This window comes from Providencia burhodogranariea DSM 19968 (assembly GCF_000314855.2).
Taxonomy (GTDB): domain Bacteria; phylum Pseudomonadota; class Gammaproteobacteria; order Enterobacterales; family Enterobacteriaceae; genus Providencia; species Providencia burhodogranariea.
Genome location: NZ_KB233222.1, coordinates 141,810 through 157,850, shown reverse-complemented (window position 1 = coordinate 157,850; position 16,041 = coordinate 141,810). Strand labels below are relative to the sequence as shown.

The 16,041-nt window shown below is 39.6% G+C and carries 10 protein-coding genes; 4 read left to right on the top strand and 6 right to left on the bottom strand.

The genetic code is table 11. From position 1 onward, the window contains the following. Window position 1 precedes the first annotated feature (1 nt). The 3 genes from mscK to acrR all read right to left on the bottom strand — a co-directional run bounded on the left by mscK (window position 2) and on the right by acrR (window position 4,487). On the bottom strand, window positions 2–3,382 hold the full coding sequence (gene mscK, locus OOA_RS00655; protein WP_008910185.1) for a mechanosensitive channel MscK: 3,381 nt from the start codon (window positions 3,380–3,382) through the stop codon (window positions 2–4). 86 nt (window positions 3,383–3,468) lie between these two features. Next, entirely contained in the window at window positions 3,469–3,822 is a 354-nt protein-coding gene (locus OOA_RS00650; protein WP_008910184.1) for a DsrE/DsrF/TusD sulfur relay family protein, read from the bottom strand. 26 nt (window positions 3,823–3,848) lie between these two features. Continuing rightward, window positions 3,849–4,487, bottom strand: a complete 639-nt coding sequence (gene acrR, locus OOA_RS00645) for a multidrug efflux transporter transcriptional repressor AcrR (RefSeq protein ID WP_008910183.1) — start codon at window positions 4,485–4,487, stop codon at window positions 3,849–3,851. Between the two features lie 131 nt (window positions 4,488–4,618). Here acrR and OOA_RS00640 point away from each other — a divergent pair, with 131 nt between their 5' ends. Next, window positions 4,619–5,806 (top strand): efflux RND transporter periplasmic adaptor subunit, encoded by a 1,188-nt coding sequence (locus OOA_RS00640; RefSeq protein WP_008910182.1) that lies wholly within the window; start codon window positions 4,619–4,621, stop codon window positions 5,804–5,806. Between the two features lie 15 nt (window positions 5,807–5,821). Then, window positions 5,822–8,983, top strand: coding sequence for an efflux RND transporter permease subunit (locus OOA_RS00635; protein ID WP_008910181.1), 3,162 nt, complete (start codon window positions 5,822–5,824; stop codon window positions 8,981–8,983). A gap of 164 nt (window positions 8,984–9,147) precedes the next feature. Here the strand turns inward: OOA_RS00635 and pdxR are convergent, their stop codons facing one another. Further along, window positions 9,148–10,557 carry a MocR-like pyridoxine biosynthesis transcription factor PdxR gene (gene pdxR, locus OOA_RS00630; protein ID WP_008910180.1) on the bottom strand — a complete coding sequence of 470 codons (1,410 nt, stop codon included), beginning with the start codon at window positions 10,555–10,557 and terminating at the stop codon, window positions 9,148–9,150. Between the two features lie 212 nt (window positions 10,558–10,769). On the opposite strand from pdxR, the gene OOA_RS00625 reads away from it, so the two are divergent. Both OOA_RS00625 and OOA_RS00620 read left to right on the top strand, forming a co-directional pair. Then, the gene (locus OOA_RS00625) at window positions 10,770–11,225 is read left to right on the top strand and encodes a carboxymuconolactone decarboxylase family protein (protein WP_008910179.1); all 456 of its coding nucleotides are present in this window, start codon (window positions 10,770–10,772) and stop codon (window positions 11,223–11,225) included. Window positions 11,226–11,440: 215 nt separating this feature from the next. Then, window positions 11,441–12,376, top strand: coding sequence for a two-partner secretion domain-containing protein (locus OOA_RS00620; protein WP_008910178.1), 936 nt, complete (start codon window positions 11,441–11,443; stop codon window positions 12,374–12,376). 279 nt (window positions 12,377–12,655) lie between these two features. Here the strand turns inward: OOA_RS00620 and OOA_RS00615 are convergent, their stop codons facing one another. Both OOA_RS00615 and eno read right to left on the bottom strand, forming a co-directional pair. Then, window positions 12,656–14,041, bottom strand: a complete 1,386-nt coding sequence (locus OOA_RS00615) for an SLC13 family permease (protein ID WP_008910177.1) — start codon at window positions 14,039–14,041, stop codon at window positions 12,656–12,658. A 627-nt stretch (window positions 14,042–14,668) separates the two neighbouring features. Next, complete coding sequence (gene eno / locus OOA_RS00610; protein ID WP_008910176.1) at window positions 14,669–15,970, bottom strand: phosphopyruvate hydratase; 1,302 nt, start codon at window positions 15,968–15,970, stop codon at window positions 14,669–14,671. Between the last annotated feature and the right edge of the window lie 71 nt (window positions 15,971–16,041).

The following is a 16,041-nucleotide window of genomic DNA, read 5'->3' as shown; positions in this document are numbered from 1 at the left end:
ATTAGCTATCATCATTATCTTTTCTTTCATTGAAATCACGCTTAACCACTTGAATTTTATCACCTTTATCATTATGCAGATGAACCTCTAACTGGTTAAATGCAATATCAATATCATTTTCACGACATAATTTATCTATTGCTCGGTTGACTTCATCGCTGGTACTTCCACGATCACTAATTTGGCGAACATAAAAGCGTAATTCATGATCCAATGTACTCGCACCGAAGCCTGTAAAATAGACACTTGGACTAGGATCTGTCATTACCTTACTATTTGAAGTTGCTGCACTTAATAGCACTTGCTTAACTTTATCGAGATCAGAGCCATACGCGACACCAATCGACACAGTGATCCTTGTTACGGTATCTGAAAGTGACCAGTTAATAAGGCGATCTGTCACAAAAGCTTTATTAGGGATAATCACTTCTTTACGATCAGAATCAATAATCGTGGTAGCACGAATTCGAATTTTACTCACCGTTCCTGAATAAGTACCGATAGTCACAGTATCACCAATACGGATTGGTCTCTCGAACAGTAAGATGATCCCTGAGACAAAGTTTGCAAAAATCTCTTGTAAACCAAACCCTAGACCAACCGTCAATGCCGCCGCTAACCATTGCAATTTGCTCCATGTAACACCAATCATGCTTAATGATGTTATCGCCCCTATCCCAACAATTATATAAGTCAAAATAGTTGTAATTGCGTAAGTAGAGCCTTGTCGTAGTTGCAACCTTGACAATACTAAAACTTCTAATAAACCGGGTAAGTTACGCGTCATGATCCAAGACACCACAATAATCACCATCGCAAGGATTAAATTAGCGAGAGTGACAGACTGTACGGTATTACTTCCTTCAGCTGTTGCCGCTGTATAATGCCAAAGATCCACACTATCTAAAAATGAAAAAATAGTAATGAAGTCAGACCAAATTGCATAGAAGCCCAATGTAAAAATAATAAACAGCACCATGGTCATTAAACGTAATGATTGCTGACTGATTAGCTCAATTGTCATTGGTGGTTCTTTTATCGGCTCATTTTCGTTATCTTCTTGATTTTGCGCTTTACGGCGCTCAAGTGCACGTTGATACGCAAGCTTGCGTGCCACCAAAGTGAGCCCTCTCAAGCACGCATTGTAGGTGATATTCCAAAGTAACAATAAATATAGGCTATCTAACCAGCGATTCGCTAGGCGAAGTGTGGTGTAGTAATATCCAGCCATCATCAAACCAATTAATATCAGAGGGGAGAAAGTGAGTAATGTTATTACCACTGAACGTGTCAAATGGCTGGATTTCTCTTGCCAAATATATTTACAAAATGGCAGAGTAAAGATGAACAGCAACAATAATGAAATTAAAATAATTAGTTGCCCAATCACATCTTCAGACACTTTGAGTGGATTAATCACACCATAAGTTGAAAAGCAAATTAGCGGCAATAAAGGCAGTGATAGACGAAAAACTCTGCGCCGTGTTTGCGCGGCTATTTTTTTATCGATTCCAAAATGCCGTTCAGCAATACCTTTTGGCTTCAATAAACGCAAGGTTAACTCAAATAACAGCCAAAAAATCGCTAGCTGTAAACATAATGCCCAGACAAATTCACCTTGAGGATTACCTGTTTTCAAAAACCAATAACCGAATGCGGCGAGCACCAAAGCTATTGGTAACGTCTGTAGTAACGTCAGTAACAAAGCAAAAGGGGTATTCAATATACTATCTTGCCTTAAGTTAGATAGGCTCTGATCAATTTCCTGTAGCTTTAAGGTGATTTTTCGGTACATCCATACAAACACTATTGCCAATAGAATAAGAGGAATAACCACCAGCAAAGAGTTTGTAGTGCCTTTTTTTATACTTCCTTTTGAAAGATTAAAATCAAACTGTTTTACCTGCTGCTTTGCCGCTTCTGGAAAGGCTTTAACCCAAGTAAGGTCAATCGGTTTATTACTATTCACCCAGAATATTTGCTGAGTTAAAGTATGCTCAAGCGAACTAATCACATTTAATAACTGGTTTTGATCAAGCTGTAAGTTAATAGCTTGGGAGATCTGGTTGCCTAACTGAATATTAAGTTCATCAAGTAACTCACGTCTCACCTCTAATAACTTCATTAATGCAGCTTTATCTTCGGCTGGTAATAAATAGCTGCTCCCCGGTTCTCCACCTGACTTTTCAGCTAATTGCTTCTCTATATCAGCTATATAATCATTAACTTGGTATAACGAATCACGCTGCTGGTTGATGTCAAATTGTTCAAGGCGTAAGTCTGCTATGGAATTCGGTAGATTCTTGGTGAGGATATTTGGCGGTAAATTTATTTGTTGCTGAAACAAAATACGAGACAGCAATAAACTTCCTCGTAGCACATTGATTTGTTCTTTCAGATTACGCTCTGACTGTGTCGCTCGTTCTAGTAGTGCTTTAACTCGAATGCTATTTTGTACCATTCGATTGCTGTCTTGCGTTGTTTCAATTAAACGCTGACTCAAGGCATTATTAATAGCCAATTCTTTTTGAATCAGTGGATTTTGTTTTAATTGAGGATCATTTTCTGTGTAGGTTTGAGCTTCTCGCGCCGTTGCCTCAGAATCATTTAAGCGTTTATCACTGATAAATGATTGGAGGAGCTGAATACGCGCTTCAAGCTGTTCAATGTAAAAGAATGTGTAATCTCGTTGCTTTTGCACAACATCTTGCAATTGAGTATTACCCTGTAATACTCGCTTTTGATATTCATTTTGTTGCTGTAAATAGTTTTGCTCTATTTGTAGCAATTCGATTTGTGAGTCGCGTAACTTTACTGTTTCGTAAAAAGCATTGTTTAGTTCATTACGAATTTCTTGTAGCCTACGGGCATTATCTAGCATAATAGCTTGAGCCCTTTCAGGCTGTGTCTGTAAGCTAATTAAATAACTGTTGTAGCTGGCAAGGTCACTTTGTTCTGATTGTAATTGTTCTAGTGTGTTGCTCAGCATTGCTTCAAGTTGAGCTTGTGATGCGCTTTTTATTCGATTAGTAAAATTAAGAACGGTTTCTTCATTATTATTTTTTAACTGTAATAACGCATGAACTGCTTGTTTAGCATCATCATTCGCTCTATCTAATTTTTTTTGTAACTCTTCTGTTTTATCATCAAGCTTGGCTTGTTCATCATAAAAAACCAATGCTTTTTCAATATCATTAATGGCGAGCTTATCTTCAGCGCTTTGACTATTTTTTTTACTTAATGAGTTTAGTTGGTTTTGAATGTCATTTTTACTAGGTAATGAATTGTTTACCGCTGCGCTGGCATAGCAAGAAAAAAGTAAAGTGAAAAGTGTTAAAATAATTCCAAATTGACGCAACCACTCATTTTTAATTTTCTGCATAACTTAACCCATAATAGGTCTTATTTACATGTAATAAACTTACCAATCGGCACTGATAACAAGGTTAACAGCACCTCGGTACAGAATTAAAATGTTAGAACTTTATCGGCTTCCAGCGTCCAATTTGCAAGCTCAACTAAAGTACCGATTTCCACACCATCAGCTAGCGATAATTCGCTGATCCCGCGAGCATCGGTGCAGGTTTTACATAGTTTAACGGGGACTTGCTGCGCCGTCAGAATCTCTAACATCTGCTGGATATTATAGCCTTCTTTAGGCTTTTGAGCATTGAGGCCGGCAGTGACAGCATCTGACATTAAAAATAATTTTAACTCAGTTTGTGGATGTTGTTCTTTAAGTGTAATAGCTAAACGTAATGAATTAAATAATGTTTCATTACCATAAGGTGCGCCATTAGCGATAATAAGGATAGATGACATTTATATTTCCTTGCTTATTCAATTCGTTATGTTTTTAATCGTAATGATGGGCTGTATTTTAAGGTTTCTAAAATTGCCGTCACCAAAGTTTCTGTACGCTCGGGTATATTAAAACTCTCTGGTTGTAATAACCAGTTTTCGATTAAGCCCGCCGTCATGGCACGGACTAAAATAGCTGCACTTTCTAAATCAAGGTTCGCAGGTAGCTGCCCAATATCAATACAATTGCGTAAATGCTCAACAAGACGGCAATGACTGGCCATATAATTTTCTTTTTTTAAATCGATAAGTGATGCCATTTCACCAACCAATTCACATTTATGAAAAAGAATATCCATCAAAGCACGATTTTTAGAACTTTCAATAAAATCAGTCAAAATATAAACTAAAATTTCTTTTAGAATTGCAAGTGGATCATTACTATATTTCGAACGATAATAGCTTTCTGCCTGTTGTATTTGATTATCACTAAATTCACAAGCATGATGAAACAGATCAACTTTATTTTTGAAGTGCCAGTATATCGCGCCACGGGTCACACCCGCAGCCTTAGCGATATCGGCTAATGATGTTGACGAAACTCCTCGCTCAGAAAATGTTTTGATGGCAGCATCTAAAATTTCCTGACGGGTTTCTTCAGCCTGTTGTTTAGTTTTTCGTGCCATTGTAACTCGTTTAAGTCGAAAGCTGATTTACATACATTAGTGTATGTTTGTACTATAACATAGTTGATAAATCTTATTGTTCACCATTTTTCTTATTTTTTGTAATCATATTGATTAATTGAGGTTAATTTATGCGAAAAAACAGGGGGGTGTTACCTCTGGCTCTGTTGGTTCTTTCAGGTGGCTTAGCTTTATCAGGTTGTAACGATGAACAGAAAGGTGGCGGTGAACGCCCGGCGCCTGAAGTAGGCATTGTTACGCTTAAAGCCGAACCTCTGACTATCAAGACCGAATTGCCTGGCCGTACATCTGCATTTCTTGTTGCTGAAGTTCGCCCACAAGTAAGTGGCATTATACTCAAACGCAACTATAAAGAAGGCAGTGATGTTGAGGCGGGAACGTCTTTATACCAGATAGACCCAGCGCCTTACCAAGCTAGTTACGATAGCGCTAAAGCGGAGCTTGCTAAAGCTCAAGCTAATGCAAATTTAGCGGGCTTGACCGTTAAACGCTATAAGCCATTGTTAGGAACTAATTATATTAGCCAACAAGATTATGATCAGGCTACTTCAACTTATGCTCAAGCTTTAGCTGCCATTAAAGCCGCAGAAGCCGCTGTTGAATCTGCACGTATTAATCTTAATTATACTAAAGTCACTGCACCAATTAGTGGCCGTACAGGGAAATCAAATGTTACTGAAGGCGCATTGGTTTCAACTGGTCAAGCTACTGAGTTAATGCGTGTTCAGCAACTTGATCCTATCTATGTAGATGTCACTCAATCGAGTGATGACTTTTTACGTCTGCGTAATGAGATTGAAAAAGGATCACTACAAAAAGAACCGGGTAAAGCTCCTGTTAGCTTGATGATCAATAATGGTCACGAGTATGCCCAAAAAGGAACTTTGGAGTTTTCTGATGTCACTGTGGATGAAACAACTGGTTCAATCACAATGAGAGCTCAATTCCCTAACCCAAATAAAGAGTTGATGCCCGGAATGTTCGTGCGCGCTATCTTAGAAGATGGTGTCGTCGAAAAAGCGATTGTGATCCCTCAACAAGGATTATCTCGTACTCCACAAGGTGACGCTCAAGTCATGGTTGTTGGTGCAGAGGATAAAGTTGAAGTCAGGAAAGTGACAACAGCACAAGCTATTGGCAATAAATGGCTAATAAGTGATGGCTTGCAGGCAGGAGATCGCGTCATTGTGATTGGCCTACAAAAAATCAAACCGGGTGTTGTTGTCGTTCCTAAGGAAGCAAATTTAGAAACGCAATCCATAGACAATCAGGCTAAACCTGAAGAAAAGTCTAAATAAGGGAGCGGTTGATTAATGCCTAAGTTTTTTATTGATAGACCAATTTTTGCATGGGTAATTGCGATTATCATCATGCTTGCTGGTCTGTTGGCAATTATCAAGTTACCTGTGGCTCAGTACCCGACCATTGCACCGCCGTCCGTCTCTATCTCGGCAAATTATCCGGGTGCGGATGCAACGACGGTACAAAACACAGTGACTCAGGTTATCGAACAGAACATGAATGGTATCGATAACTTGGTATATATGTCATCAACCAGTGACTCATCAGGCTCTGCAAGTATTATGCTAACGTTTGAAGCAGGTACTGATGGTGATATCGCACAGGTTCAGGTGCAAAACAAATTACAACTTGCTATGCCTTTACTTCCACAAGAAGTACAGCAGCAAGGTATCAGTGTTGATAAATCTACCAGTTCTTTCTTAATGGTAGCGGGTTTCGTTTCATCCGATGGTTCAATGGGGCAATACGATATTGCCGACTATGTGGGTTCAAACATTAAAGATCCACTTAGCCGAGTTAATGGTGTTGGTGAAACCCAGTTATTTGGTACGCAATATGCGATGCGCATCTGGTTAAAGCCTGAGCAACTCGTTAAGTACAATATGACAACCACTGATGTCATCAATGCGATTAAAGTTCAAAACAACCAAGTTGCTGCTGGTCAATTAGGTGGGACACCACCTGTGGCAGGACAGCGCTTAAACGTCTCAATTATCGCGCAAACACGTTTAAACAACCCTGATGAATTTGCCAACATCCTACTACGCGTCAATCAGGATGGGTCACAGGTACGCTTAAAAGATGTTGCAAGTGTTGAGCTTGGCGCTGAAAACTACAGCACCACTGCACGTTTTAATAATAAACCTGCAGCTGGTATTGGTATTAAGTTAGCAACTGGCGCTAACGCATTAGAGACCTCGAATAACGTACGTGCGGCATTGGCAGGTATGGAACCTTTCTTCCCTGAAGGGCTACAAATCGTTTATCCATATGATACAACGCCATTCGTTAAAATTTCGATTAATGAGGTTGTTAAAACGCTCGTCGAAGCAATCATGTTGGTCGTTGTGGTAATGTACTTGTTCCTTCAGAACGTGCGCGCCACACTGATCCCAACTATTGCCGTGCCAGTCGTACTACTGGGAACATTCGCGATCTTATCCGCGTTTGGGTACTCCATTAACACCTTAACCATGTTTGCGATGGTTCTTGCTATCGGTCTACTTGTAGATGATGCCATCGTTGTTGTTGAAAACGTTGAGCGTGTAATGCAAGAAGAAGGCTTACCACCAAAAGAAGCTACCAAGAAGTCGATGGAGCAGATTCAAGGTGCGTTAGTCGGTATTGCAATGGTACTTTCTGCGGTATTTATCCCAATGGCTTTCTTCGGAGGCTCAACAGGGGCAATTTACCGTCAGTTCTCTATTACCATCGTCTCAGCAATGGTGTTATCCGTACTGGTTGCGATGATTTTAACCCCGGCACTTTGCGCTACCATGTTGAAACCTATTAAAAAAGGCGACCATGGTGACAAAAAAGGGTTCTTTGGTTGGTTTAACCGGACATTTGAAAAGCAGGCTCATCACTATACCGATAGTATTAGCCGCATGTTAAATGGTACAGGTCGTTACTTACTAATTTATCTAGCTTTAGTTGCTCTTATGGCATTTATGTTTATCCGCCTCCCTTCTTCATTCTTACCAGAAGAAGACCAAGGTGTATTCTTAGCGATGGTTCAATTACCACCAGGATCAACGCAAGAGCAAACACAAGCCGTATTAGAAGAAGTGAATGACTATTTCCATACCAAAGAAGAACATAATGTCGAATCCGTGTTTACTGTTGGTGGATTTAGCTTTGCGGGTCAAGGCCAAAATATGGGTCTAGCGTTCGTGGTTCTTAAGAACTGGAGCGAGCGTACAGGCGCAGAAAACAAGGTTGAAGCTATTGTCGCTCGTGCAAACGCGGGGTTATCGTCAAAACAAGAAGCGTTGATTTACGCCTTTAACCTACCGGCTATTGTCGAATTAGGTACTGCCAATGGTTTTGACTTTGAATTGGTTGACCAAGCTGGCTTAGGACATGATGCCCTGATGGCAGCTCGAAATCAGTTACTTGGCTTAGCTGCCCAACACCCTGAAATATTGCAAGGTGTACGTCCTAATGGTCAAGATGATACGTCTCAATACCGTATTTACATTGACCAGCAAAAAGCTCAGGCACAAGGTGTTGCTATCAGTGATATCAACGCAACACTCAGTTCAGTATTTGGTGGAACTTACGTCAACGACTTTATCGACCGTGGTCGTGTGAAGAAAGTTTACGTCCAAGGTGATGCTGAAAGCCGTATGTTACCGTCTGACATTAGCGCGCTATATGTTCGAAATGCTCAAGGAAACATGGTTCCATTCTCTGCATTTTTGGATGAGTCCCAAGATCCTTGGAAATTTGGTTCGCCACGTTTAGAGCGTTATAACGGTGTTCCATCAATGAACATTCAAGGGCAAGCAGCACAAGGTCAAAGTACCGGTGATGCCATGCTAATGATGGAAAAACTGACAACTGAAAACCTACCGAAAGGGATTGGTTATGAGTGGACAGGTATGTCATATCAGGAACGTTTGTCTGGAAATCAGGCTCCGGCCCTCTATGCTATCTCTCTGATTGTTGTCTTCCTATGTCTTGCGGCATTATATGAGAGCTGGTCTGTACCATTCTCGGTTATGTTAATCGTTCCGCTTGGTATCATTGGTGCATTACTATTTACTTCTGTTCGTGGATTATCGAACGACGTTTACTTTAAGGTTGGGCTCTTAACAACCATTGGGTTATCGGCGAAGAACGCAATATTGATTGTAGAATTCGCCAAAGACTTAATGGAAAAAGAAGGTAAAGGGTTAGTTGAAGCAACACTAAACGCAGTTAAAATGCGTTTACGACCAATCCTTATGACATCATTAGCCTTTATGTTAGGTGTTATCCCTCTAGTATTTAGTAATGGTGCAGGCTCTGCGGCACAGAACTCTGTAGGTACAGGTGTTCTGGGTGGTATGTTCGCAGCAACCTCATTGGCCATCTTCTTTGTTCCGGTCTTCTACGTGGTGATTAGTCGCCGCTTCGCGAAGAAACCTGATCATATTGAAACTAGTCAGCCACCTACAAAAGCTGAATAATCGTTTCAGATGAAGCAATGACAAAGGGCCACTAATGTGGCCCTTTTTTTATTCATTGATTTTGTTATCTATTTATCATCATTAAAAAAGTGATAAAAATTAGCAAAATGATAAATAAAATATTTTATAGCAATGTATCTAACTGATTATATGGTGAATTTATATCACAAAAACCTACGAATTAGTTGGTCGAGCCGTTTACATGCATTAAGTATTTCCTCTCCTTCTTTATCAGCAATTCCAAGTAATAACCCTGACTGAAATGACGTATCAGGTATGTACCATGCCGATAATGGAGACGGCGCGAGATTATCATGATATGCGTAACGGGCAATCATGATGTCATCGGTACTTTTTGGTAGCTTTAGCAATACAGAAAGCCCATTAATTTCAGCTTCATAACCCATCCCCTTCAAGGTCGACAATAGACTATCGCTCCGAGACATGTAGGTACGCTTCATTTTACGTAGATGACGTAAAAAATGCCCTTCATGCAAAAAAGCTTTAGCTGCCATTTGCAATGCAGGATCAGGAGCCGGTGCTAAACTCGCAACAACATCAGACACAGTATCAATTAAAGATAGCGGAACAACCATAAAACCGAGACGAAGAGTGGGACTGATAGTTTTGCTAAACGAGCCAACATAAATTACGCGCCCTCTCTGGTCCATTGATACCAATGCAGGAGCTGCGCGACGAGTTAACTGTAATTCACCAAGATAATCGTCTTCAATAATCCAACTTTGTTTTCGTTCAGCCCATGCCAAAAGTTGACTGCGTCTTTCAAGCGATAATGTTACACCTAAAGGAGCCTGTTGACCGGGAGTGATCAATACTAGCGCAGCATCATTTGCATTTAACTCACCATAACTAACATCAATGCCTTCGGCATCTACGGGTATAGGAGCAAGGGTTAATCCTGCAATTTCTAATGCTCTACGTGCGGGAGGAAACCCTGGATTTTCTACCCAAACTTTTTTTCCATATAGACCGAGAGCATGAAGAATGGTCCCCATTGCCCCAGTGAAGCCAGAGGTAATAAAAATTTGTGATGGATGACAATTAACACCACGAGATAAGGCTAACTGTACAGCAATCTCTCTTTTTAATTCCATTTCGCCTCGAGGATCTGCATAAAGTTGTTGTGATGAGATACGCTTTCGTGCAGATGCTGAAAACAAACGAGCAAATAATGTTGAAGGAAATGCATCACTCGCAGGTATTCCCATCTTGAAATGCCCTTTTGGAAAAAAGAAATCTTGATAAATTGATGTCCTTGGGAGCTGCTCAGACTTAATAAATCCTTTATTTTTAACAGGCAAATACTCAGCAACACATGTTCCTTTCGAACGGGAGGATGTAACTAATTGTTCATCGCTTAAGCGCTCATAAGCCGTTTTCACTGTACCTCTGGATATACCCAATTGCTTAGCCAGATCTATCCAAGAAGGTAAACGAGTACCCGGTGTAAGAACACCACTCTTGATAGCTTCCGTTATTCTCGTTCGTATTTGCTCAGAAAGTGAAATTCGTATTGAACGCTCAATCTCTAGTTTGAATGTATTTTTTGGCATTAAAATCACCTATTACTTGAACCTCTATGAGGCAATTCCTACACACCCCATCAAAATTAATAAGTCAAAATGACTTTAACAATAACGCTAACGATTGACTAAAAAGCATTTATTCATCTTCGTGGTACATCATAAAAATTCATTTTTGGTTCTTTTTTTTGCACCTATAGCTGTTAATCTTTAAACCCTAACCAGCTAATAGGAAAAACTCAATGACCCAACGTATCGATTATACAAAAACCTCTCCAGCAGGCGTAAAAGCACTTGGTGGCATATATGCCTATATTGCACAGTGTGGATTAGAAAATACCTTAATAGAGCTGGTTAATTTACGTGTGAGCCAGATTAATGGATGTGCATTTTGCCTCGACATGCACACACGCGATCTGCTTAAAAAAGGGCTGAATCCTGTAAAATTGGCTCTTGTACAAGTTTGGAATGAATCTGGAAATGTTTTCAATGAACGAGAAAAAGCAGCTCTAGCTTGGGCTGAAATAGTCACTCGTGTTTCTGAAACTCACGTACCGGACGAGGCATTTGAAGCAGCATCAGCTGTATTTGAGGACAAAGAGCTAGCAGATTTGACAATGGCTATAGGCCTTATTAATGCTTATAACCGCCTTGCGATCAGCTTCCGCAATGTTCCACAAGAAGCCATAAACGCATAATAGATGTGCTCTGCTTTATAATGAAGTAGAGCACTGATGTTATGGCATGCAAACATAAGCAACAAAAATATTAAAAACAAAATAAATAGATAACTAATGAAGATTACTAATGTATTCTTTTTTATTTATCACATTATATTTTTTGATAGGTCAAAAATGGTTTAGGCTTGGCTATACTCCAATGCAAGGAATTATTCACAGCAAGGAGCACAACCATGAAGTCATCAAAAATATGTTTTACCCCACTCATATTATTATTCATTCACAGCACGACCATCGCATCATCCCCCGTCGATATCAGTAAAGCTAAAATCATCAATATCGCTGCACCACTTGAAAATCATGTTTCTTTTAATACCTTTGAAGCATTATCTTCCAATGAACATGGTTTAGTTTTTAATAATGATATCAATGATAACAGCACTCTTGGTGGTAAAGCAGCACAGCTAATACTGGCGGAAGTGACTGGCTCTCAAGCCTCAAATATTCAAGGAATTCTTGGTATTAAAGGGCAAGTTGCAAACCTAGTTATTGCCAATCCTAATGGCATCACGTGGAGCAATGGATCAGTGAGTAATATCAGTAGCCTATCATTGATTGCAGGTAATTTTGAACGACAATTTATCAAAGATAAGGATAATCCTAGCCAACTGCTTCCTAAACCATTAAAAGATTATACTCAGCTAAAATTTTCTGTATCGCCAGGTAGCCAAGTAACGATTAATCAACAACAAGCTAATCCAATTCAGTTATCTGCAATCAATGTATTTGCTGACCGTATTAAGTTACAAAATGCCGTAAACATTACATCAGCAGTACAAAACTATCTAGGTACATCGGGCAATGCTTCACTTTCAATTCGTGAAGGTATTTTACGATCTGGTGTTAGACACAAAACAGCTGTTCCCCATAGCCAAGGTAGTCATTTTGAGCTCGGTGAAAACAGTAAATTAACGGGCCGCTCTATTTTACTCGAAAGTCATCAATATCAATGTAAAGATAGCTTTATGTGCCCACAGAATAAAATTGATATCAAAGGATTAATTTCAGCGATGAATTTTTCACTTCAAGGTGATAGCCAATTGGCACTCACCGGAAAAATACGCCTTGCGAGTAATCAACAAATACTGGTTGGACAAAAAGCCGAATAATAAATAGATGATGTGAGTTTAAAGGAAAATCATTGATGCGATCCCAAAAATCGTGACATGTCACACTCACAACTTTCATGCAAAAATCAGTCACTCATATTTATAGTGTCTTGTTTTTATTGATGGGCTAATTAGGGATATACAAAATGATTTGATTTTCATGTATATCGAAACAGTTCGAGTTACTGACGAAAAACGACAACCCTAAGCTTTCAACTATCGAGGATAGCAGCCTCATTTATGAGGCTGCTAAGTAAAGAACTAGCTAACACTTTACTTTTAAATCCAGAAGAACCATGCAAATAATGAAATAACAATGATACAAGCTACGTTCAGTACCGCTCCCACACGCACCATTTCAATTTGCCGGATATAACCAGAGCCGAAAACAATTGCGTTTGGTGGTGTTGCAACAGGTAACATAAAGGCACAAGATGCACCAATACCAATAATCATTGTTAATGCAATTACAGGCATACCTAATGCTTCAGCTACAGTTGCAAAGATGGGAACAAGGAGAGCTGCACTTGCTGTATTACTGGTAAATTCAGTTAAGATAATAATGAAAGTCGTCACGGCAAGTATAATGACAAACCAATGGCTTTGGCCAAATGTCAATTGCATCCAATCAGCCATAATTTTACTTGCACCAGATGAGCCTAATACTGCACTTAAGGTTAAACCTCCACCAAACAGCATCAATACGCCCCATTCGGTATTTTTCTGAATTTGGGACCAACTAGCAACTCCCGTAACACCGATCAGAATTGCAGCACTGAGTGCGATAATACTATCAAGATCCTTAATCCCACCGAGAGCATCACTAAGAAAAGCACTGCCAATCCAACAAACTACAGCAAGTAAAAAAATAACCATTGCTATGATGCGTTTGCCGTTCCATTTTACATGTTCAAGTTCTATCTCAAAACGATGCCTTAGATTTGGACGTAGCATCATATACATTAAAACAAACATCATTGGTAGCAGGACTACCATGATTGGAATACCGTACTTCATCCAAGATAAGAAATCTAATCCGAGCGCAGAAGCTGCAATCGCATTTGGTGGACTACCTACAATTGTTCCTAAACCACCGATACTGGCACTATAAGCAATACCTAACAATACAAATACAAAGGTATTGCGTTCATGGCGAACGTCTAGATTTGATAAAATCCCTAAGACAAGTGGCAGCATCATAGCTGCTGTTGCTGTGTTACTGATCCACATAGATAACAAGGCAGTTACGCCAAAAAGCAGTAACACAGCAACAGATAGACGCCCACGCGCAGCCATTAATAAACGATTAGCAATCAGTCTATCAAGACCTTGAATATGCAATGCTGTTGCAAGAGCAAAGCCACCAAAAAATAAAAAAATGATTGGATTTGCAAACGATTTTAAAGCATCACCTGTATTCATTAACCCTAGAGCAACAGCTAAAAGCGGAATACATAATGCTGTGATAGTCACGTGTATGGCTTCGGTCAGCCAAAGTACCCCCACAAACACTAGCATAGCTAACCCCGCATTAGCCTTATCATCAAAAGGCAAATATTTTAAAAGCAAGATTAGTAATACGATATCAACTGCCAGTATGATCCAGCCCCTTACATTAGACGGGGTGGGGCCTACTGATGGTTTTAGCGATTCAGATGCATCCATATTAACTCCATCGTTTCATCAACACTCCAGTTCACAAACCGGTGTTAAGATTTATTTACGGATTATGAAATATAGGGTTAATTGGATGAAATAGAAATGTAGATAGTCCAAAAATGAGATATGAATGGCGTAACTAAATATTTTTTTCATTTAATACATAAAATTTATCTATTCCACTAACAAGAAAAAATAAATAGGTACACCTATCTGGAATAATTAAAATCATAATTAGCCAACAGGCCAAGAAGCTCTAATTAATCATTACAATACAATGCATTGAGTATTTGATTCTGGCTATAATCATAAAAAGATTTGCGAGAAGTGTCGTAGATATATGACGAACCGAGAGGATACAGTGAAAAAAACTGGTAATTCTGGATTGATAACCAAAATAAAGAATCGAATATCTATGTCCTAATTGCGCTTTAACATGTCCTACCTTTCATTATATCGGTTAATTATCACACATTAGTAGAATAATAGATCTCATCAGGGAATTAATTTAAGCTTCCAGTAGATAACCTCATCCCAGTAAATACCCTGCTAAATAACTCATGCTTCGCGCGCGCAAAAAAAAGCGGGAAGATGATTCTTCCCGCTTTCTCTAATTAACTAGCACAAATTAAATTATGCTTGGCCTTTAACTTCTTTCAGGCCATTGAATGGTGCACGGTTACCCAGTGCTTCTTCAATACGGATCAGTTGGTTGTACTTAGCAACACGGTCAGAACGGCTCATTGAACCTGTTTTGATTTGACCTGCTGCTGTACCTACTGCTAAGTCAGCAATAGTTGCATCTTCAGTTTCGCCTGAACGGTGAGAGATAACTGCAGTATAGCCAGCATCTTTTGCCATTTTAATTGCAGCCAGAGTTTCGGTCAGAGAACCGATCTGGTTGAATTTGATCAGGATTGAGTTAGCGATGCCTTTATCAATACCTTCTTTCAAGATCTTAGTGTTGGTAACGAATAAGTCATCACCGACCAATTGGATTTTATCGCCAAGAACTTTAGTTTGGTATGCAAAGCCGTCCCAATCAGATTCGTTCAGACCATCTTCGATAGAAACGATTGGATATTCTTTGGTCAAGCCTTCTAAATAATGAGTGAACTCTTGTGAAGTGAAGGTTTTACCTTCGCCTTTCAGCTCATAGTTGCCAGTTTCTTTGTTGTAGAACTCAGAAGCTGCACAGTCCATAGCCAGAGTCACGTCTTTACCTAAAACATAACCTGCTTGCTCAACCGCTTCTTTGATAGCAGCCAATGCAGCAGCGTTAGATTCTAAGTTTGGCGCATAGCCACCTTCATCACCAACAGCAGTGTTCATACCTTTAGATTTCAGTACTTTTGCTAGGTGATGGAAAATTTCAGAACCCATACGAACAGCTTCTTTCAGGGTTGGAGCTCCGATAGGCTGGATCATGAATTCTTGGATATCAACGTTGTTATCTGCGTGCTCACCACCATTGATGATATTCATCATTGGTAGAGGCATAGAGTATTGGCCGTGAGTACCGTTCAGATCAGAAATATGCTCATAAAGAGGCATACCTTTTGCCGCTGCAGCTGCTTTTGCGTTAGCTAAAGAAACTGCAAGGATCGCATTCGCACCAAATTTAGATTTGTTTTCAGTACCATCAAGATCAATCATGATCTTATCGATATTAGCTTGGTCTTTTGCATTTTGGCCAATCAGCGCTTCTGCAATTGGGCCGTTAACTGCGCCAACTGCTTTCAGAACGCCTTTGCCCAGATAACGTGATTTATCACCATCACGCAGTTCCAGTGCTTCACGAGAACCTGTAGATGCACCTGAAGGTGCAGCCGCTAAACCAACAAAACCACCTTCTAAATGAACTTCTGCTTCTACAGTAGGGTTACCACGAGAATCAATGATTTCACGACCGATCACTTTAACGATTTTGGACATAAGGTTTTCCTCAGTATAAGTTAAATTTCGGGGAGTAGACTGCTTTACTTATTCCCAACCAGTTATTTTAT